The 20,782-nt window shown below is 57.9% G+C and carries 17 protein-coding genes; 9 read left to right on the forward strand and 8 right to left on the reverse strand.

What is annotated here, in order from left to right:
* Positions 1-3 precede the first annotated feature (3 nt).
* Together KW838_RS14900 and KW838_RS14905 are read left to right on the forward strand one after the other, a co-directional pair.
* Complete coding sequence (locus KW838_RS14900) at positions 4-1,998, forward strand: nucleoside-diphosphate sugar epimerase/dehydratase (RefSeq protein ID WP_218501450.1); 1,995 nt, start codon at positions 4-6, stop codon at positions 1,996-1,998.
* Positions 1,999-2,109: 111 nt separating this feature from the next.
* Positions 2,110-2,445 carry a helix-hairpin-helix domain-containing protein gene (locus tag KW838_RS14905; RefSeq protein WP_218501451.1) on the forward strand — a complete coding sequence of 112 codons (336 nt, stop codon included), beginning with the start codon at positions 2,110-2,112 and terminating at the stop codon, positions 2,443-2,445.
* 116 nt (positions 2,446-2,561) lie between these two features.
* Here KW838_RS14905 and KW838_RS29720 read toward each other — a convergent pair whose 3' ends face one another.
* Positions 2,562-4,328, reverse strand: coding sequence for a calcium-binding protein (locus tag KW838_RS29720; protein ID WP_218501452.1), 1,767 nt, complete (start codon positions 4,326-4,328; stop codon positions 2,562-2,564).
* Between the two features lie 289 nt (positions 4,329-4,617).
* Between KW838_RS29720 and KW838_RS14915 the strand changes: the two genes are divergently transcribed.
* From KW838_RS14915 to KW838_RS14925, 3 genes are read left to right on the forward strand one after another with little or no spacing between them, the layout of a single operon-like run.
* Positions 4,618-6,360, forward strand: a complete 1,743-nt coding sequence (locus KW838_RS14915) for a type I secretion system permease/ATPase (protein WP_102700346.1) — start codon at positions 4,618-4,620, stop codon at positions 6,358-6,360.
* A 13-nt stretch (positions 6,361-6,373) separates the two neighbouring features.
* Complete coding sequence (locus tag KW838_RS14920) at positions 6,374-7,696, forward strand: HlyD family type I secretion periplasmic adaptor subunit (RefSeq protein ID WP_218501453.1); 1,323 nt, start codon at positions 6,374-6,376, stop codon at positions 7,694-7,696.
* 35 nt (positions 7,697-7,731) lie between these two features.
* A complete protein-coding gene (locus KW838_RS14925) occupies positions 7,732-9,102 on the forward strand; it encodes a TolC family outer membrane protein (protein ID WP_371317844.1) in 1,371 nt (456 codons plus the stop codon).
* Positions 9,103-9,250: 148 nt separating this feature from the next.
* Here KW838_RS14925 and KW838_RS14930 read toward each other — a convergent pair whose 3' ends face one another.
* Entirely contained in the window at positions 9,251-10,531 is a 1,281-nt protein-coding gene (locus KW838_RS14930) for a Wzz/FepE/Etk N-terminal domain-containing protein (RefSeq protein WP_218501454.1), read from the reverse strand.
* Positions 10,532-11,007: 476 nt separating this feature from the next.
* Between KW838_RS14930 and KW838_RS14935 the strand changes: the two genes are divergently transcribed.
* Together KW838_RS14935 and fabF are read left to right on the forward strand one after the other, a co-directional pair.
* Entirely contained in the window at positions 11,008-11,802 is a 795-nt protein-coding gene (locus tag KW838_RS14935) for an SDR family oxidoreductase (protein ID WP_102700307.1), read from the forward strand.
* A 31-nt stretch (positions 11,803-11,833) separates the two neighbouring features.
* On the forward strand, positions 11,834-13,108 hold the full coding sequence (fabF, locus tag KW838_RS14940) for a beta-ketoacyl-ACP synthase II (RefSeq protein WP_218501455.1): 1,275 nt from the start codon (positions 11,834-11,836) through the stop codon (positions 13,106-13,108).
* Here the strand turns inward: fabF and KW838_RS14945 are convergent.
* The 6 genes from KW838_RS14945 to rfbB all read right to left on the reverse strand — a co-directional run bounded on the left by KW838_RS14945 (position 13,105) and on the right by rfbB (position 18,635).
* Positions 13,105-13,662: a TetR/AcrR family transcriptional regulator gene (locus KW838_RS14945; RefSeq protein ID WP_102700309.1), complete on the reverse strand. Its 558-nt coding sequence runs from the start codon at positions 13,660-13,662 to the stop codon at positions 13,105-13,107. The genes fabF and KW838_RS14945 overlap by 4 nt on opposite strands.
* A 167-nt stretch (positions 13,663-13,829) precedes the next feature.
* On the reverse strand, positions 13,830-13,997 hold the full coding sequence (locus KW838_RS14950; protein WP_007973599.1) for a DUF2897 family protein: 168 nt from the start codon (positions 13,995-13,997) through the stop codon (positions 13,830-13,832).
* Positions 13,998-14,139: 142 nt separating this feature from the next.
* Positions 14,140-15,504, reverse strand: coding sequence for an ethanolamine permease (gene eat / locus KW838_RS14955; protein ID WP_218501456.1), 1,365 nt, complete (start codon positions 15,502-15,504; stop codon positions 14,140-14,142).
* A gap of 260 nt (positions 15,505-15,764) precedes the next feature.
* Positions 15,765-16,634, reverse strand: a complete 870-nt coding sequence (gene rfbD / locus KW838_RS14960) for a dTDP-4-dehydrorhamnose reductase (protein ID WP_218501457.1) — start codon at positions 16,632-16,634, stop codon at positions 15,765-15,767.
* 46 nt (positions 16,635-16,680) lie between these two features.
* Positions 16,681-17,556: a glucose-1-phosphate thymidylyltransferase RfbA gene (gene rfbA, locus KW838_RS14965; RefSeq protein WP_102700312.1), complete on the reverse strand. Its 876-nt coding sequence runs from the start codon at positions 17,554-17,556 to the stop codon at positions 16,681-16,683.
* Positions 17,553-18,635, reverse strand: coding sequence for a dTDP-glucose 4,6-dehydratase (gene rfbB / locus KW838_RS14970; protein ID WP_218501458.1), 1,083 nt, complete (start codon positions 18,633-18,635; stop codon positions 17,553-17,555). Before rfbB ends, rfbA begins: the two co-directional genes overlap by 4 nt.
* 343 nt (positions 18,636-18,978) lie before the next feature.
* Here rfbB and kdpF point away from each other — a divergent pair, with 343 nt between their 5' ends.
* Positions 18,979-19,068 (forward strand): K(+)-transporting ATPase subunit F, encoded by a 90-nt coding sequence (kdpF, locus tag KW838_RS14975; protein WP_007899818.1) that lies wholly within the window; start codon positions 18,979-18,981, stop codon positions 19,066-19,068.
* Positions 19,069-19,076: 8 nt separating this feature from the next.
* Complete coding sequence (kdpA, locus tag KW838_RS14980; RefSeq protein ID WP_218501459.1) at positions 19,077-20,771, forward strand: potassium-transporting ATPase subunit KdpA; 1,695 nt, start codon at positions 19,077-19,079, stop codon at positions 20,769-20,771.
* The last annotated feature ends 11 nt before the right edge of the window (positions 20,772-20,782 follow it).

Genomic DNA, 20,782 nt, shown 5'->3' on the forward strand with positions numbered 1-20,782 from the left:
GTTATGGATAAGATTCGGGCAAAGTTGTTAAGTCTGCCAAGACGACATAAACGCATTCTGCAGGTCCTGACTGATATTTCGCTGGTCTGGTGTGCCCTGTGGATGGCGTTTGTCGTGCGACTTGGGCTGGACGAGCTGGTCAACCCGTTCACTCAGCACGTCTGGCTTTTTGTCAGTGCACCTGTCATCGCCATTCCTCTTTTCGTTCGCTTTGGCATGTACCGTGCGGTCATGCGCTACTTTGGAAATGACGCGCTCATTGCCATTATCAAGGCGGTGACACTATCGTCCCTGATACTTGGCGTCGTGGTGTACTGGTACAGCAATCATCAAAACGTCGTTCCGCGCTCGATCATTTTCAACTACTGGTGGTTGAGCCTGATCATGATCGGCGGTCTGCGCCTGGCCATGCGTCAGTACTTTATGGGCGACTGGTTCAGCGCCGCCCAGCACGTCCCGTTCACCAGCCGCGATGATGGTCTGCCGAAAGTGGCGATCTACGGCGCGGGAGCGGCGGGTAATCAACTTGTTGCAGCCTTGCGGATGGGGCGCGTCATGCGGCCTGTTGCCTTTATCGATGACGATAGCGGAATCGCCGACCGGGTGATTTCCGGATTGCAGGTGTATAAGCCCAAGCACATCCAGCAGATGATCGATAACACCGGTGCCCAGGAAATTCTCCTCGCAATTCCGTCGTCAAACCGTGGACGCCGTCGCGAGATTCTCGGGTTTCTCGAAGGCTTTCCGCTGCACGTTCGAAGCGTCCCGGGTTTTATGGATCTGGCCAGCGGCCGGGTCAAGGTCGACGATATCCAGGAAGTAGATATTGCCGACCTGCTGGGGCGCGACGCCGTCCCGGCCCAGGCTGATTTACTCGAGCATTGCATCACGGGGCAGTCCGTGTTGGTCACGGGCGCCGGGGGCTCCATTGGCTCCGAGCTTTGCCGGCAAATTCTGGCGTTGCGTCCGACAACGCTTCTTCTGTTTGAACACAGCGAGTTCAATCTTTACTCCATCTTGTCCGAGCTGGAGCAGCGGGTCGCTCGAGAGTCGCTGTCGATCCGACTCCTGCCGATTCTCGGATCGGTTCGCAACCCCGACAAGTTGCTGGATGTCATGAAAACCTGGCGAGTAGACACGGTGTATCACGCCGCCGCCTACAAGCATGTGCCCATGGTCGAACACAACATTGCCGAAGGTGTGCTCAATAATGTGATCGGCACGCTTAACACGGCCCAGGCCGCGCTCCAGGCAGGAGTGGCCAACTTTGTCCTGATTTCGACCGACAAGGCCGTACGACCTACCAATGTCATGGGCAGCACCAAGCGCCTTGCTGAGTTGACGCTGCAAGCGTTGAGTCGCGAGTTGGCTCCGGTGTTGTTCGGTGATACGAGCAATGTTTCACGCGTGAACAAAACGCGCTTCACGATGGTGCGGTTTGGTAACGTTCTGGGGTCGTCAGGTTCGGTCATTCCGTTGTTCCACAAGCAGATCAAGTCGGGCGGTCCGCTGACGGTCACGCATCCGAAGATCACTCGATACTTCATGACCATCCCGGAAGCGGCGCAGTTGGTGATTCAGGCGGGTTCCATGGGGCAGGGCGGTGATGTATTTGTCCTCGACATGGGTGAGCCCGTGAGGATCGTCGAGTTGGCCGAGAAGATGATCCATTTGTCCGGCCTGAGTGTGCGCTCGGAAAAGAACCTGCATGGCGACATCGCTATCGAGTTCACCGGGCTGCGTCCGGGTGAGAAGCTTTACGAAGAGTTGCTGATTGGTGACAACGTGGCGGCCACTCAGCACCCGATGATCATGACGGCCAACGAGGATCATCTGTCCTGGGATGTGCTGAAGGTCAAGCTGACCGAATTGCTTGCCGCGGTGGATCAGGACGACTATGCGCGCGTCCGTCAATTGTTGCGCGACACCGTCAGCGGCTACACCCCGGACGGTGAGATTGTCGACTGGATCTACCAGCAGCGCCGCCTGGAACCCTGATTGTTTCATATCCAGTAACGTACACATTTTTGACAGCTCGATGTCATGGCCTAAGTTTGGAGAGCAGCTTCGGAAAGCTGCTTTCTCAAACGACGGCATGGAGCTTCACTAATGCGTACAAGCAGTTTCCATTCTCTGGTTTTCGCCCTTCTCGCCAGCACCTCTCTTACGGCAATCGCCGCACCTGTCAACACACCTGAAGTCATGAATGCGCCGTTGGTGCAGGATGTCGCCGCCAAGGCGCAATCTGGCAAAGTCGATCTCAATAGTGCTGATGCACCTACGCTGCAACGTGAGTTGATTGGAGTGGGCGAAGCCAAGGCTCAAGCGATTGTTGCTCATCGTGACAGTAATGGTGCGTTTGCGTCAGTTGACGAATTACTGGAAGTGAAGGGTATCGGCAAAGCGATACTGGATAGAAACCGCGACAGGATCGAAGTGAACTGAGGTGTGATTGAAACGACAAAGGCCGATCATTGATCGGCCTTTGTCTGTAGCGAGACTTATGCGCGGCGGGCCAGTCTCTTTTACGCGTACGGTGCGTTGCGGCTGCTCATCTGAACTCAGGCAAAGTACAGGTCGGCATTGTTCAGCAAGGTGGTCTGGCCGAGTAGCGTGATATTGCCCCCGTGAGCACCATCTCCGGCGGTGTCGAAAGTCACAACCAGTCCATTGTCCTGCAGCGTCTGCGTCACGGACTTGGTAGTCGTCCAGCCGTAGATGTAGAGGGTGTCTTCGCCTTGTTTGAAATCCTGGATGGTGTCTGCGCCCGAGCCTGCGTTGAATACGAAGACGTCCCGCCCTTTTCCACCAATCAGCAGGTCGTTGCCGGTGCCGCCGACGATGAAGTCGCCGCCGTTTCCTCCAGCCAATACATCGTTGCCATCTTGACCGTACAGCGAGCAGTTCGCATCCGAGTGAGACTGGATAATGTCATTGCCGCTGTTTGCTCCGCTGGTGCTGCCAGCCAGTTCTGCGCCACGCGTGCCGGTGTAGAGGATTTTGTCTGCCGCACTGCCGCCGTAGATTTTTTCGGCGTAGCCGGAACCAGGATTGCCAGCGACGGCAGTCGTATTGAAGCCTTTGAGTGGGTCGGCGTTGAATATGAATGTGGCGTCGTTGGCGGTGAGCAGTGTCGTACGGCCTTCGAGCAGCATCCCGCCATCAAAACGTGCGTCACCATCAGTGTCATAGCGAAGATAGACACCGTCCGAGGTCAGTTTCTGGTCGACTCTGAAGTTGAACTCTTTTTCCGAAATTTGCGTACGACCGGTACCACCGGTACCGCTGACGCCGAGGAAAACAAGCTGGTCGACACCTACGCCGAAACTGTCGACGATGTCGTTGAAGCCGTCGCCTTTGGAAAACGCATACTGGTCCGCACCGTAGCCGCCAGACAGGTAGTCATCACCCGTACCGCCGACCAGTAGATCTGCAGCCTGCCCGCCAATCAGGATATCGTTGCCCTCATTACCGTAAAGTTGACCGCCGGAAAAACGTAGCGCAAGCGTGTCATCACCGGCTCCACCGATGAGCGTGGCAAACACAGGGCTGAGTGAACTGCCATCATATGAAATGAAGTCAGCGCTCGAACTGCCGGTGATCGTGGCTCTACCGTTGTTGGTGACGGCGTTGCTATCTGTCAGATGCGTGGCAGTCAGATCGGCGATACCGCCATCTACCGTATAGTCAAAGACTCCGCTAAGAGAATTGGCAATACTGTCCAGCAAGGTATCGCTCAGACTGTCCTTACTGGTATAGAGCTTATGCTCTGTAGTAATTATTTGCGCTGCATATAGATTAGCCAGGCGCAAGGCTTCTGCGCCTGTCTCTGACCATCCGGATTCAGTTGCATTATTAGGGATGAAATATTCAATGTCATCGGCGTTCATCATGTCCTTGACACCGACACGCTCGCCCGTGCGAACGTCGGTGTAATAGACGTTGTAGTCCGCGTCTTGAATTTCCCATTTGTTGGTAGTTGTATTAAAAATTTCTAGGTACGTATGTCCCTGAAAGAACCCCTGGGAGTCTGAATACGTCCAGATGGTGCGTTTTTGCAAGCCAAGCTCCGCACAGAGGCCGCTGAAAACGTTAACCATATTGCCGCAAAGAAGTTCTGCGCGTTCGGCAGTCGGGTCGCCTGTGACGGTTTTGTAAATTTGCTCGGCGGTATAGAAGGGGTCATTGCCGTGGGCAGCCCACCAGGCACCATCCGAGTGAGTTGTATTGGTGGCCAAGAGTTCGCGGGCGACGTCTTGCAGCAACGCGCCGGTTGCGGCCGCTTCTTCACGGACGATATTGGCGAGTAAAGAAAAATAATTGATCAAGAGTGACTCCATATTGATTGGGTGGCCGCCCCCGATATCCAAATCGTTCTGCAAACGGCGTTGCTGGCCAAAATTTCACATATGTTACAGTTCATTGGCCGGTATTTTAAAGAACCATTATCAACTCTAGTGGAATTATAAATCTTCAGAGAGTGAGGACCAGCGCTGTTCGTCGATTGCATGGCAAAGACGGGATGCTGGCGATTTCATTCTGCAAACGTTGCTCAGGTGATACACTCGCGCGCCCCGCAATCCCCGATCAACACGCCAGGTTGTCAGTCCCGAGATGATACGCAGTACACCCGAAAACAGCTTGCAGGAAGCCCTGAGAGCCTGCAGGAGCAGTTTCATGTCGGTGGGTTTTTTCAGCCTGTTCATCAACGCACTGATGTTGGTCCCGACCTTCTACATGCTTCAGGTCTACGGGCGGGTCGTCACGGGCGGCAGCCTGACGACATTGGCCATGTTGACCCTTATTCTGACCTTCCTGCTGGTGACGATGGGCCTGCTGGAGTGGGTGCGCTCGCGGATCATGGTTCGTGTCAGCACCAGGCTCGACGTGTTGCTGGGCCGGGATGTCTACCGGGCCAGTTTCAAACGGGCCCTGGACAGCGGTGGCCAGGACGCGTCGGCGCAGCCGCTCAGCGATCTGACCGGGCTGCGCCAATTCATGTCCGGGAATGGCCTGTTCGCGTTTTTTGATGCGCCGTGGCTGCCGATCTATGTCGCGGTGCTGTTCCTGTTTCATCCCTGGTTTGGCTGGACGGCGATCGGTTGTGCGGTGATCTTGCTGGCGCTGGCCATTATCAATGAGCAATCCACGGGCAAGGTTCTGGCAGCGGCCAATAAAGAGAGCATTGGTTCGACGCTGCAAACCAACAAGAATTTGCGCAATGCCGAAGTGATCGAGTCCATGGGCATGCTTGACTCCCTCATGTCGCGCTGGAGTCTGCGGCACAAGAGAGTGCTGCTGCTGCAATCCCGAGCCAGCGATCGCAGCGGGATCATCACGTCGATATCCAAGACTTTCCGTCTGCTTGTTCAATCACTGATTCTCGGCCTCGGCGCTTATCTGGCGGTTAGCCATGAGATCAACGCCGGACTGGTAATCGCAGGTTCAGTGCTGTTGGGTCGAGCGCTGGCCCCTCTGGACTTGATGATCGGCAGTTGGAAAGGATTCATCGCCGCCCGCTCACAATACGCACGCCTGAACAGCATTCTCGACCAGCAAAAAGCCGAACCCGAGCGTATGCAATTGCCCGCTCCAATCGGTCATGTGACGGTGGAGAACCTTACCCTGGGTGCTCCCGGAGCAAAGACCCCGATCATCAAAGGCATCGGTTTCAACGCACCGGCAGGCGCAATGATCGGTGTCGTCGGGCCAAGCGCCTCGGGCAAGTCGACGCTTGCCAAGGCCTTGGTGGGCGTATGGAAGCCACAGCATGGCGTCGTCCGTCTGGATACTGCCGATATTGCCAATTGGGACAAAAGCCAATTGGGACCGCACCTCGGGTATTTGCCGCAAGACATTGAATTGTTCGAAGGCACTATCAGCGACAACATCGCGCGTTTTGGTGTCGTGGACCCGGATAAAGTCGTGCTGGCGGCCAGGACCGCGAGTGTCCACGAAATGATTCTGATGCTGCCTGATGGCTACGATACGGTCATCGGCGAGGGCGGCATCAATCTGTCGGGTGGGCAACGGCAACGTATCGGGTTGGCCCGGGCAATCTATGGCAGCCCGCGGCTTATCGTGCTGGATGAGCCGAACGCTCACCTGGACGAGGTCGGTGAGCGGGCGCTGGCGTTGGCGCTGCAACAGATAAAACTCACCGGGGCAACGGTTTTCGTGATCGCCCACCGGACCTCGATTCTGGCCCAGCTTGACCGCTTGCTGGTGATGAACGCCGGCACGATCAGTTTGTACGGCCCACGGGATCAGGTCCTCGCGCAACTCAACGCGAATCAATTGGCCGCCCAGCAAAAGCCTGGCGCACGGGCAGGCACAGAAGTCGCTTCGACCGAAGTTTGACAGGAAGTTATCGATGAACCGCACGCTCACTACTCCTGCCGATACTTTCGCAGATCTGCCCATGTCCGACAGATCCGTACGCCGTAAAGGATTTCTCATTGTATTGGTGACGTTCGGCCTGTTCGGCGGATGGGCGGCGTTTGCTCCGCTGGACGGCGCGGCTTACGCGCCGGGTGTCGTCACCGTGCAAACCTATCGCAAGACGGTGCAGCATCTGGAGGGCGGCATCGTCAAGGATCTGCTTGCCCATGATGGCGATGTCGTGAAAAAAGGCGACCCGATCATCGTGCTCGATGACGCTCAACTGCGCTCCGAATACGAAATGACCCGCAGCCAGTTGATTGCTGCCAGGACAATGGAGGCGCGCCTGCTCGCCGAGCGGGATGACCTGCCGGCGATCGCATTCCCGAAGGACCTCATTTCCGATAATCAGCGAAGTGCCGAGGCGCGTTACGGCGAGACTCAGGTGTTCAACGCAAGGCGTAGCTCGCGACTTGGACAAATCTCGGTCCTGCAAGAGCGTATTGGTCAGTTGAATCAGCAAATCAAGGGAACCGACACCATGATCGGTACCAAGACCAGCTTGCAGGAATCCTATAGCGGCGAAATTGCCGAATTGAAAGAATTGCTGGCCCAGGGTTTTGTCGACAAACAGCGCATGCTCGAACAGGCACGCAAGCTGGACTTGCTCAAGTCTGAAGTGGCGGATCACCGCTCGACCAACATCAAAACCAGGTTGCAGATCAACGAAACCCAGTTGCAGATCCTGCAGATCGACAAGGACTTCAGCGCCGACGTTACCAGGCAGTTGGCAGAGACCCAGACCAAGGCCTATGACTTGCAGGAAAAAGCCTCGGCGCTGGAGGATCGCCTGAGCAGGGTGGTTATCCGCGCTCCGGATGACGGGATGGTGATCGGCATGACGGTTCACACCATCGGTGGCGTTGTGCGACCCGCGACGCCCTTGCTGGATATCGTTCCATCGGTTTCCGATCTGGTGGTCGAAGCGCAGGTCTCGCCCAATGACATCGACCGAATCGCTGTCGGCAAGTTGGCGGACATTCGCTTCAATGCCTTCAACACGGCCACGACGCCTGTCATCGAAGGTCGAGTGACCAGTGTTTCCGGCGACCGCCTGATCAACGAGAAAACCAGTGCGCCGTATTACCTGGCCCGGATCAGCGTGACTCGGGAAGGGGCGCGCAAACTGGGTGATCGCAAGCTGTTGGCGGGCATGCCGGCAGACGTATTGATCAACACCGGAGAGCGCACCATGCTGCAGTACTTGATGCAGCCGGCACGTAACGTTATCGCCCAGTCGATGATCGAGGAGTGATCGTGCGTCTGTTTCCCTGCCTGGTGATGGGTTCGATGGCATTGCCTGTCCACGCCGCCGAAGCGCCCGTCGCCCGGTCCTCTATCACGACACCGCCAACGGCTTCGGTCAGTAAACAGAACTACTCGGTTGACTTGATGCAGTTGTACCGCGAGTCACGCCTGGAAGACCCTCGGGTGATCGCTTCTTACTCCAAGGCGCAATCCGGGGTCGAACAGCAAAACCAGGCATTTGGCAGTCTGTTGCCCTCGGTGACGGCTAACGCCGGATTCAACCGGATCAAACAGAACAACATTCAGATCGACGAGGCCTACGATAGCCGCAATTATTCGGTGGGGTTGACCCAGCCTTTGTATAACAAGGCTGCCTGGGAAAATTACCAGCACTTCAAAAGCCTGGCAAAGCAGGCGGACTCCGAATCAAAGGAGGCTCAGGCCGAAGCCACGGTGGATCTTGCGCAGCGTTACTTCGCGGCATTGGCTGCCGATGATGAACTTGAACTGGTGCAGGCCGAGCGCAGGGCTACCCAGAAAAACCTCGACCGGGTCAGTGCGCTCTACAGCAAACAGTTGGCAATGGTTACCGATTTGCTGGATCTCCAGGCTCGAGTCGATTCGCTGGCCGCCCAGGAAGTCGAAGCGCGTAACCAGTCCAGTCTGAGCCGCGTCGCGTTGTCGGAGATTATCGGACGGCCGGTCAAAGAGAAGCTCAGCCGTGTGCGTAATGACGTCGAATTGAAGGTGTCCGCCGAAAGCCTGGAGAGTTGGGTGAATTTGGCGATCGCCGACAATCCGGCGATCAAGGCCAGTGAAAATGCGCAGGAGGCTGCCGAGGCTGCCCTGCGCGCCGGTAAGGGCGGGCACTATCCCACGGTCAATCTGAACCTGAGCGCACAACAGACCAACGAGGGTTACAACAATTCGTTGGCGCCGCAGACCGACAGCTATGTCGCGGGTGTGGGGGTACAGATTCCGATCTATAGCGGTGGTGCGACGTCCGCGCGGGTCAGGCAGTTGTATCAGGATCAGCTCACCGCAGAACAGCAATTGGTGGCGACACGTCGTCAGGTGGTCAAGGAAACGACTAACGCGTATTTGACTGCAGACTCAAGCGTGGAAAAGATTCATGCCAATCGCAATGCACTGGCTTCGGCCGAGCAGTCGCGCATCGCGGCAGAAAAGGCATTCGCCTATGGCGTGGTCAATGCCGTGGATGTATTGACTGCGGTGCAGAACGAGTTCACGGCACGTCGCGATCTGCTCAAGACTCAGTACGACTTTATAACCAACCTTTTTATCCTGAATCGCTGGGCTGGAAAGTTGTCGGAAGAAAGTGTCGAGAACGTCAATGTCTGGTTGAGTGGGAATGATCAAGCGACCACTTCACCAGAGACACTGCGCGAATAAGTTGTCGCCTGTTACCGCTCTTGGTGTGTCGCCTTGGACAAGTTGGAGAGTCGAAAAAGCGATGTTGGTTTTTACGGCGATAAAGGCGGGCATCAAAGCAATGGGTCAAGTCGGGCAGCGCCTGCAGAGCAAGCGCAGCCCTCGACAATCAACGACGAGATGGATGCATTGAAAGCAGGGCGCGACGCAGAATGGCGACACCCACGCCGAGTATGAATCCGAAGATCAGGCCAAATCCGACGATCAGGGCTTTCTTCGGTTTTATAGGCGATTGAGGTGCTGTCGCATCTTTGTCAACTTGTACCAGGTTGAATTGATCGAAGTTTACACTCAGCTGTTTCAAGTGAGTCAACTCTCCGCGAATGTCTGCGAAGTCCTTGAGAAACATCTCAGGATTATCCCGCTCTTTGAGAAGTGCCGCTTCGCGGTTTGTAGCCAGCAGACTGAGTTCTTTTTGAATCTCATCGATACGCGGCTCGGTGAAGTCATCGGAATTACGAGTTACCAGGGTAGCGCGTTCTGCTTCCAGTGCCGCCTGTCCCAGGAAGTACAGCGGTATTTTCTGGTTGTTGACTTCCGTGCGGATCATGTTGCCCTGATGTGCCTGCTCTCCATCTCCCAGCGCCGAGGGCGTGGTGGGTTTGACAATGCCGAGTTTCTTGGCGATGACGATGGCTTCATCAAGCTCTTTGATGCGGTTTTGTCTGCGGCTTTGCAGTTGTTGACGCAGTGCTTTGAGTTCGTCTTGAAGTGTTTGCTTTTTTAACTTGTCTTTTTCCAGCAAGTGGGCGATTTTTGAGTCTCTTTCCGCCTCATAGATCGATTTTTTTGACTCCAGCTTCTTTTCCACGTTGTCGATACGGTTGGCAACGAGTGTTTTCAAGTTTGCGGCAGCTTTTTCTTTCTCGGTTTTGACGACGTAGTCGGTAAAGGCTTTCAAGATGCCTACGCCATCTACACCCTGGGGATACCTGAGACTAAGGCCAACGGCTTCGGTAAGGCTGGAGCTCTTTTTAGGGTCGATCTTTTCAAGCAAAAATGCTTTTTCGTTAAATTTTTCAAATGTTTCTTCAATGGATTGCCCAGGTGCCTGCAAGGGCGCAAGGAACTGCGGGTTGGCCTGGAAGAACTTCAGGCGGACATCATAAGACTGCATTGATGAGCCAACGTTATTCAACGCATCACTTGGCCGGATTTTGTAAAGTCCGGACTCATTCAACTCGTCCAGATCAGCCAGTGGAACGGGACGAATAGTCGTTTCAGCCTCATATTCCGGAGTTGCCAATTGTGCATAAGCAATAGCGGCGGTAACAGTCAGTGCAGTAAACAGTAAAACAATCGCCCGTTGGCTCCAGAGGCTACCAATAAGCTCCTTTACTTCAGCAACTTCGTGTCGGGGGGTATCAATTGTATTTACTGGAATATTCATCGCACGCTCTGAAAGTTTGGACAGACGCTCCAAAAAAGTTTTTGGAAAGTTATCGTCATCCAGGTTGAAAAATTTACATCTGGTTAAATTTTTTTGGATTTTCCTGCATTTGTTACCAAACAGCAAGGGTGAGAAACACTCGCAATTACGAGCCCAGGGTTGATCTGGCCTCGCTCGATAGCTTCAAAGACTGGTTGCCCCCTGTCCCCTCGGTACCCTTAATCCGCTTTGTTCCTCCCTCACCATTTATCGGTTAGCCCGCAATACCATTCATTCCATCGCATAGGCCCGGCGCGGTTTCATGTTCATTCAGGGTCTACTCTCATTCTGGCAGGGTCACCGACGAGAGCCGAGCGTTTCTCGAGAATTAAAATTACGACTATCATATTGCCTTTGGATTATGACTATAATAAATACCGCTTGCGCCGGCGTGCCCTGGTGTCAGGCGTCCCTTAGCATCCTTCAGGAGCACCGTCATGAATTCAGTTCAGTCCCAAGGTACGGCCCTTGTCACCGGTGCTTCGTCCGGCATCGGGGCGGTTTACGCCGAGCGGTTGGCGGCCCGTGGTTTTGATTTATTGCTGGTGGCGCGCGACGAGCAGCGACTGGAGGCGGCCGCGAGCAAACTGCGCTCGGACCATGGGATCAAGGTTGAAGTGCTGAAGGCGGACCTGACTCAAAAAGCAGACGTGCTGCAGCTCGAACAGCGGTTACGCAGCGATTCGAGTATCAGTCTTTTGCTCAATAACGCCGGCGTGGCGGCGGACGGGCTTTTGGCCAATGCCGATCTCGACCAACTGGAGCGAATGATTCAGTTGAATATCACCGCTGTCACGCGATTGGCCGCGGCGGCTGCAGCCGGTTTTACCAAGGCCGGGCGCGGCACAATCATCAATATTGCGTCGGTGGTGGCCTTGTTTCCCGAGCGTTTCAATGCGACCTACAGCGCCAGCAAGGCCTACGTATTGAGCCTGACTCAATCGTTGAACGCCGAACTGGACGGCACCGGGGTGAAGATCCAGGCGGTGCTGCCCGGTGTGACCCGAACCGAGATCTGGGAGCGCTCCGGCATCGACGCGTCACAAATTCCTGCGGACATGGTGATGGAGGCGGGTGAGATGGTCGATGCTGCATTGTCGGGTCTGGATCAGGGTGAGTTGATCACTATTCCTTCATTGCCCGATGCGGCGGATTGGAATGCGTTCGTGGCGGCGCGTCTTGTGATGGCGCCTAACCTGTCCAAAAGCAAGGCTGCTGCCCGTTATCGGTAAGTGGCATCAACCAGATTGAGGTGTGAGCGGTATGAGTGATCGTCGTGTGGTTGTAACAGGCATGGGCCTGGTGTCGCCGCTGGGAAGCGGTGTCGAAGTGGTCTGGGAGCGGCTGCTGGCCGGCCGTTCCGGGCTGCGCAATCTGCCGGGTGCGGTGGTTGCCGATCTGCCGGCCACGGTCGGCGGTGCGGTGCCGACGCTGGCTGATGATCCCCAGGCGGGTTTCGATCCGGACCGGGCGACCCCACCCAAGGAGCAGAAGAAGATGGACCGCTTCATTCTGTTCGCCATGGAAGCCGCGCGTCAGGCGCTGGAGCAAGCCGGGTGGCAGGCGCTGGATGCCAATGCCCAGGAGCGCACGGCTACCATCATCGGTTCAGGTGTGGGCGGTTTCGGTGCGATTGCCGACGCGGTGCGTACCACCGATAGCCGTGGTCCGAGGCGTTTGTCTCCATTCACTATTCCTTCATTTCTGGTCAACCTCGCGGCCGGTCATGTGTCGATCCAGCATGGCTTCAAGGGGCCATTGGGCGCGCCGGTCACGGCATGCGCCGCCGGGGTTCAGGCGATTGGCGACGCGGCGCGAATGATTCGCGCGGGTGAGGCGGATATCGCGGTGTGCGGCGGTGCGGAAGCGGCGATCGATCGGGTCAGCCTTGCCGGGTTCGCGGCTGCTCGCGCCTTGTCCAGCGCTTACAACGACACGCCTGAGCGAGCTTCACGACCTTTCGACAGTGGTCGCGATGGCTTTGTCATGGGTGAAGGGGCCGGGCTGCTGGTCATCGAGTCTCTGGACCATGCACTGGCCCGGGGCGCCCAACCCCTGGCGGAGCTGGTCGGCTACGGCACCAGCGCCGATGCCTATCACCTGACCGCCGGTCCCGAGGACGGCAGCGGTGCGCGGCGAGCGATGTCGTTGGCATTGGCACAGGCCGGTGTTTCACCGGCTCAGGTCCAGCATCTGAATGCTCATGCAACCTCGACTCCGGTGGGGGATCTGGGGGAGCTGGCGGCGATCAAGGCGTTGTTCGGGGCGCAAAACGGCATTGCCGTGACATCGACCAAGTCGGCGACCGGGCATTTGCTCGGTGCAGCGGGTGGACTCGAAGCGATCTTTACGCTGCTGGCGATCCGCGATCAGGTCGTGCCGGCGACCCTCAATTTCGAAAACCCGGACCCTGCCGCTGAGGGCGTGGACATTGTTCATGGCAGCGCACGGCCGATGGCCATCGAATATGCGTTGTCCAACGGCTTCGGATTTGGCGGGGTCAATGCCAGTGTGCTGTTCAAGCGTTGGCAGGGTTAATCCTGCGGGTGTTTGAGGTGTTCGCGTGCGACGTCGAGAATCCGTTGGGCAAACCCGGCGTCGGCCACGCTGCGCGATAACAGCAAGGCGCCGACCAGCGTCGACATGATGACGATGCTACGGTCGGCGGTGCGCTCTCCGTCAAGGGTGTGCCGGATCTGGTCGAGTCGCGCCTGGAGCACGACGTCGCTGGTCGGACTCGGTTGGCCACGCAGTCCCAGTTCGGAAGAAATGGTCGGCAGCGGGCAACCCTCGTGAGGTGAGGTTTGATGCCATTCGGAAAGGTAAGCGTCGATGAAGGCTTCGAGAGGATGCTCCTCGGCGAAGATTTGCGCGCACAATTCGTCGACTTGTGCGCCAGCCTCTTGCAAGGCTTTCTCTACCAGTTCGTCTTTGGACTTGAAGTGCGAGTAAAAGCCACCGTGAGTCAGGCCCAGTGCTTTCATCAGGGGTTGCAGCCCGGTCGCGCCGATACCGTCGCGTCGAAATCGCGCTGAAGCTTCCTTGATTATGCGTTGGTGGGTCTGGGCTTTATGGTCCTGCGAGTAACGCATCTGATATCTCCGCATCAATGCGGCCCATATTAACCAATGAAAATTGCATGGTGACTGTACTTCTACTTCTAAAAAGCATGCAGATGCTTCGATATGGGTACAAAGCGGCATGATTTCAGGGGAGGCCACGCAAAAACAAACCCCGCCGTCCAAGGCGGGGTTTTCATTCAGCGGTCCTGCGCTTCCTTGGCGTCCATTTCCGCATTGCGTTCGGCGACGCGCTTACGTTGTTCTTCGGTCAGTTCGACTTTGTGGGCGGTGTCGCGCAGCATCATCAGACCACCAACGATCGAGCCAATGGCAACGACCAGAATCAACCAGGCATACCAGGGCATAGGACTCTCCTTGAAAAGCAGGCGGGTCGACGAGGGTTCGCCAACCGATCGCGTATAGCACTTTGAGTGACGGGGTTTCGTCGCAGTTCCATCGCTATCACCCCCATTCTATGCCTGTTGTTCAAGGTTCACCCGAACGCATTCAATGTCCGGTCAGCATCGCGTCCGCCGGTGCGTCGGCGCGCAATTGCGCGGTGAGCGTGAAGTACACGAAACCTGCAGCCATGAAGCCCAGGAAGATCAGGCCGATCAAGGTGTTGAACCAGGCCATCGCCACCAGGCACACCACCGCCAGCATCAGCGCAATGAACGGCACCAGCGGGTAGCATGGGGCGCGGAAGGTGCGCTCCAGGTTTGGTTCGGTTTTGCGCAGTTTGAACAGGCTGAGCATGCTCATGATGTACATGACGATGGCGCCGAACACCGCCATGGTGATCATCGCCGCCGTCAGCGTCATGCCGCCGAGGTTGATCAAACCGTCGCTGTAGATCGCCGCGATGCCGATCACGCCGCCGGCGATGATCGCCCGGTGCGGCGTCTGGAAGCGCGACAATCTGGCCAGGGACGCCGGCAGGTAGCCGGCGCGGGCGAGGGCGAAGAACTGGCGTGAATAGCCAAGGATGATGCCGTGGAAACTCGCCACCAGGCCGAACAGGCCGATCCACACCAGCATGTGCAGCCAGCCCGAGCTTTCGCCGACCACGGTTTTCATCGCCTGGGGCAGCGGGTCGTTGATGTTCGACAGGGTGCGCCAGTCGCCGACGCCACCGGCGAAGAACATCACGCCCATCGCCAGCAGCACCAAAGTCAAAATACCGCTGATGTAGGCCTTGGGAATGGTGCGTTTCGGGTCCCTGGCTTCTTCGGCGGCCATGGCGGCGCCTTCGATGGCCAGGAAGAACCAGATGGCAAAGGGGATCGCCGCGAACATGCCGGCGATCGCCGGAGCGCCGAACACGTCGCTGCCGGCCCAGCCATTGAGGGCGAAGTTGCTGAAGCTGAACGCCGGCGCGACCACGCCCATGAACACCAGCAATTCAGCGACTGCCAACACGCAGACCACCAGCTCGAAGGTCGCCGCCAGTTTCACGCCGAGGATGTTGAGACCCATGAACAGGATGTAGGCACCGACTGCCGCGTGTTTCGGGTCCAGGGCTGGAAACTGGACATTGAGATAGGCGCCGATGGCCAGGGCAATCGCCGGTGGGGCGAAGACGAATTCGATCAATGTCGCCAGGCCGGCGATCAATCCGCCTTTTTCCCCAAACGCGCGACGGCTGTAGGCAAAGGGGCCTCCAGCATGAGGAATGGCGGTGGTCAGCTCGGTGAAACTGAAGATGAAGCAGGTGTACATCGTGGCGACCATGAAAGAGGTCACCAGAAAGCCCAAGGTCCCGGCCACGCCCCAGCCATAACTCCAGCCGAAATATTCCCCGGAAATCACCAGCCCGACGGCAATACCCCACAGATGCAACGTGCCCAGCGTGGGTTTGAGTTGTGTGTTCATGCGCTTGCTCCCTGAGTGGTTTGGAACGCTCGGGGGGAGGCCGGTGCAGTGGGCGTGCCATTTCGCCAGGGTGCGTCGTAATGGGCTGAAAGGCGTCGTATCGGAGATGTTCGCGACTGATTGTGCGAATTTTGTGCGTCAGTCGGGGGCGTCGTTGCTGCAAATGCCGCTTTCGCGAGCAAGCCCGCCTGTCTGCTACACGACGCCGCTGCGATGCGGGTACGTCGTATTTCAAGTCAGGTGCGGGCTGCCGTTGATGTTCAGGTCTGTTCGGCCAGGCACTCTCGCAGCGCCGTCTGCCAGTCAGGTTGACTGACGCCCCAATCGCGTTGCAAGCGACTGCAATCCAGACGCGAGTTGAGCGGCCGGGCAGCAGGCGTCGGGTAGTCGCTGGACGGGATCGGTAACAGGGTGGCGCAGGGCTTGCCCTGTTGTCGCAATGCTTCGCCGATTGCCTGGGCGAAGCCGAACCAGGAGGTCTCACCTTGAGCGCTAAGGTGATAAGTGCCCCAGTTGGCCACCTCGTTCGCCCGCCAGCGCTCAATCAGTGCAAGGGTGCTGTTGGCGATTGTGCCGGCCCAGGTAGGGGCTCCGATTTGATCGGCGACTACGCGTAACTCCGGTTTCTCTTGCAGCAAGCGCTGCATCGTCAGCAGAAAGTTGCGGCCATGGGTTGAATAGACCCAACTGGTACGCAGGATCAGGTGTCTGCCTTGCACGTCCTTGATGGCCTGTTCACCGGCCAGCTTGCTCTTGCCGTATACCCCGAGCGGATTGGGCGTGTCGTCCTCGTTGTAAGGTCCGGCTTTCAACCCGTCGAAAACATAGTCCGTGGAGTAATGTATCAACGGGATGTCCAGAGCCAGCGCCTCTTCGGCGAGGATGCCGGGAGCGATTGCGTTGATGGCAAAGGCTGCTTGCGGCTCGCTCTCTGCCAGATCAACCGCGGTATGGGCCGCCGCGTTGATGATCAGGTCGGGCCTGATGTTTTGCACCTGGCGGCGAATCTGATCGGGTTGCGCGAGATCGAGCTGATCGCGACCCAATACGATCAGTTCGCCGACAGCCCCCAACCGCCGTTGCAGCTCATGTGAGACCTGGCCGTTGCGGCCATTGATGAGTACTTTCATGGCTGCAGCCCAATCTCCTCACGAGGCAAATCGGGCTCACACAGGTTCATTGCTCATCCCCTGCCAGTTTGGCCAGGTACTGGCCATAACCCGTCTTGCCAAAGTACCGGGCGCGCTCCAGCAGCTGTTCGCGGTCGATCCAGCCATTTTCATAGGCTATTTCTTCGAGGCAGGCGACTTTGAGGCCTTGGCGGTGTTCGATGGTCTGCACGTATTGAGAGGCTTCGAGCAAGCTGTCGTGGGTGCCGGTGTCGAGCCAGGCGAAACCTCGACCAAAACGCTCGACCTGCAGGTCGCCGCGTTGCAGGTAGGCGTTGTTGACGTCGGTGATTTCCAGCTCGCCGCGAGGCGAAGGTTTCACCGCCTTGGCGATCTCGATCACGTCATTGTCGTAGAAATACAGGCCGGTAACGGCATAGCTGGATTTCGGTTTTTTCGGTTTTTCCTCGATCGACAGCGCACGGCCATCGCTGTCGAAGTCGATGACACCGAAGCGCTCGGGGTCCTTGACCCAGTAACCGAACACGGTGGCGCCGGAGCAGCGTTGTGCCGCGTTCTGCAACTGTTCGCCAAAGTGTTGACCGTGGAAGATGTTGTCGCCCAGGATCAGGCACACAGGGTCATCGCCGATGAACTCCTCGCCAATCAGGAAAGCCTGGGCCAGACCGTCCGGTGAAGGCTGCTCGGCAAAGCTGAAGTTCACCCCGAACTGGCTGCCGTCACCCAGCAGATTGCGATACTGCGGCAGATCCTGCGGGGTGGAGATCAGCAGGATATCCTTGATACCGGCCAGCATCAGCACCGAGATCGGATAGTAGATCATGGGCTTGTCGTAGACCGGCAACAGCTGCTTCGACACGCCGAGCGTAATCGGGTGCAGGCGCGTGCCCGAGCCACCCGCCAAAACGATGCCTTTCATCATGCGAGCAGCTCCTTGGGATTGATGGCGCCAAGGCGTTCACCTTGATAGCTGCCGTCCTGGACACGGCGGCACCACTCCAGGTTATCCAGGTACCATTGAACGGTTTTGCGCAGGCCGGTTTCGAAGGTCTCTTCGGGCACCCAGCCCAGTTCGCGTTCAATCTTGCCGGCATCGATTGCGTAGCGTAAGTCATGTCCAGGGCGGTCCTGGACGAACGTGATCAGGTCGGCGTAATGCGCAACGCCCTCAGGCTTGTGCGGTGCCAGTTCTTCGAGCAGGGCGCAGATGCCGCGCACCACGTCGATGTTCTTTTGTTCGTTGTGCCCGCCGATGTTGTAGGTCTCGCCGACGGTGCCGGTGGTCACCACCTTGAGCAGTGCCCGGGCGTGATCTTCGACGAACAGCCAGTCGCGCACTTGCAGGCCGTTGCCATACACCGGCAGCGGCTTACCGGCCAGAGCATTGAGGATGACCAGCGGAATCAGTTTCTCGGGGAAGTGGAAAGGCCCGTAATTGTTCGAGCAATTGGTCAGCAGCACCGGCAAGCCATAGGTTCGCTGCCAGGCGCGGACCAGATGGTCGGACGCGGCCTTGCTGGCGGAGTAGGGCGAGCTGGGGGCGTAGGGCGTCGTTTCCGTAAACAGGTCGTTGACACCGTGCAGGTCGCCGTAAACCTCGTCGGTGGAAATGTGATGAAAGCGGAAGGCGTTTTTCTCAGGCTCCGGGAGGGCTTGCCAATAGGCACGGGTGGCTTCGAGCAGGCTGTAGGTGCCGACGATGTTGGTCTGGATGAATTCAGATGGCCCGTCGATGGAACGATCGACGTGGGACTCCGCTGCCAGGTGCATGATCGCGTGAGGCTGGAAACGGGCCAGCACTGCACTGACGGTGGCCTGGTCGACAATATCGGCCTGAACGAACTCGTAGCGCGTGTCGTTGGCGATGCTGGTCAGCGATTCGAGATTGCCGGCATACGTCAGTTTGTCCAGGTTGAGCACTTCATGCCCGGTGTGTTGAATCAGCTCGCGAACAAGGGCCGAGCCGATGAAGCCGGCTCCGCCGGTAATGAGGATACGCACGTTGGGCCAGCCTTTTTCAGTAATGCGAATGGCGGTAGCTTGCAGGCGCGAGCGGGGAGGTGCAAGAGTTCTTGATCCATTTGGTTGCGTCGCGCCAATCAGGTTCGATTATCCATGAGTTGCCGCCGTCACTCACCACCCTTGCGCACAATTTGGCGTTCCAGGTACGACCCTCGTGGTTTTTTGCGTATCGCAAGGCCTTCGCTCTCCCCGTAACCCCAGCGTAAACCCACTCTTTACGCTTTCTTTATGCCCGGCCCGCACCCTCGGTCTCGTTCCTTTACAGCCTCCTTTCCGACAATGACTCCACACGCGGCAATACGCCGTAACACGGAGAACTTCCATGAGCGTTCTGGACGGGGTGTCACTGCTGTTGGCAGTGGGGCTGTTCATTTATCTGTTGGTTGCGCTGTTGCGCGCGGACCGGAACTAGGAGCGGCTATGCACAGTTATGACTATTGGCTGATCCTCGGGTTTTTCGCCCTGGTATTGGTCCCGGCACCGTTTCTCGGGCGCTTCTACTACAAGGTGATGGAGGGGCAGCGCACGTGGCTGTCGCCGGTCCTGGGCCCGGTCGAACGCGGTTGCTATCGGCTGGCCGGCGTCGATCCGCACGCCGAACAGAGCTGGCAGAAGTACGCGCTGGCCTTGCTCGCCTTCAACCTTGCGGGTTTCCTGCTGCTGTTCGCGATCCTGTTGTTCCAGGACCATCTGCCGCTGAACCCGCAAAACCTGCCGGGCCAGGAGTGGACGCTGGCGTTCAATACCGCCGTCAGTTTCATGACCAACACCAACTGGCAGGCCTACAGCGGCGAAGCGTCCCTGAGCTACCTGAGCCAGATGGCCGGCCTCACCGTGCAGAACTTCGTCAGCGCCGCCACCGGTCTGGCCGTATTGGTTGCGCTGTGCCGCGGCATCGGCCGCAAATCCACGGCATCGCTGGGCAACTTCTGGGTCGACATGACCCGCGCCACCCTCTACGGCCTGCTGCCGCTGTGCCTGCTGCTGGCGCTGTACCTGGTCTGGCAGGGCGTGCCGCAAACCTTCGCGCAGTACGTGAATGCGGTGACGATGCAAGGCGTCGACCAGGTCATTCCACTGGGCCCGGCTGCCAGCCAGATTGCGATCAAGCAATTGGGTACCAACGGTGGCGGCTTCTTCGGCGTCAACTCGGCGCATCCGTTCGAGAACCCGACGGCCTGGAGCAACCTGTTCGAAGTGGCCTCGATCATCCTGATCCCGGTGGCACTGGTGTTCACCTTCGGCCACTACGTGAAGGACCTGCGTCAGAGTCGCGCGATCATCGCCTGCATGCTGGCGCTGTTCCTGATCGGCGGCGCGACCTCGCTATGGGCTGAATACCAGCCGAACCCGACCCTGAACAACGTCGCCGTCGAGCAGACTGCGCCGCTGGAAGGCAAGGAAGCGCGTTTCGGCACTACCGCCACGGTGCTCTGGTCGGTAACCACCACGGCGGCGTCCAACGGTTCGGTCAACGGCATGCACGACAGCCTCAACCCGCTGAGCGGCATGGTCGCGCTGGTCAACATGATGGTTGGCGAGGTGATCTTCGGCGGTGTCGGTGCCGGACTCTACGGCATGTTGCTCAACGTGCTGATCGCGGTGTTCCTCGCCGGCCTGATGATCGGTCGTACGCCGGAGTACCTCGGCAAGAAACTGCAAGCCAGGGAAGTGCAATTGCTGGTGGTGACCCTGATGGTCATGCCGATTGGCGTATTGGTGCTCAGCGCGATTGCCGCCAGCCTGCCGGGCCCGGTGGCCTCGGTGACCAACCCCGGCGCTCACGGTTTCAGTCAACTGCTCTACGCCTACACCTCGGCCAGTGCCAACAACGGTTCGGCGTTCGGTGGCTTTGGTGCCAACACGCCGTTTCACAACCTGATGCTGGGCCTGGGCATGTTGATCGGTCGTTTTGGCTACATCCTTCCGGTACTGGCCCTGGCCGGCAGCCTGGCGATGAAGAAAACCGCGCCGATCGGCCAGAACAGCTTCCCGACCCACGGCCCGCTGTTCGTGACCTTGCTGACCGTTACCATTTTGCTGGTGGGTGGCCTGACCTTCCTGCCGACCCTGGCACTGGGCCCGATTGCTGAACATCTGAGCATGGCCTTCTGAGGAAGTTGAAG

The organism is Pseudomonas sp. PDM27, assembly GCF_019219205.1.
Classification (GTDB): Bacteria; Pseudomonadota; Gammaproteobacteria; order Pseudomonadales; family Pseudomonadaceae; genus Aquipseudomonas; species Aquipseudomonas laurylsulfatiphila.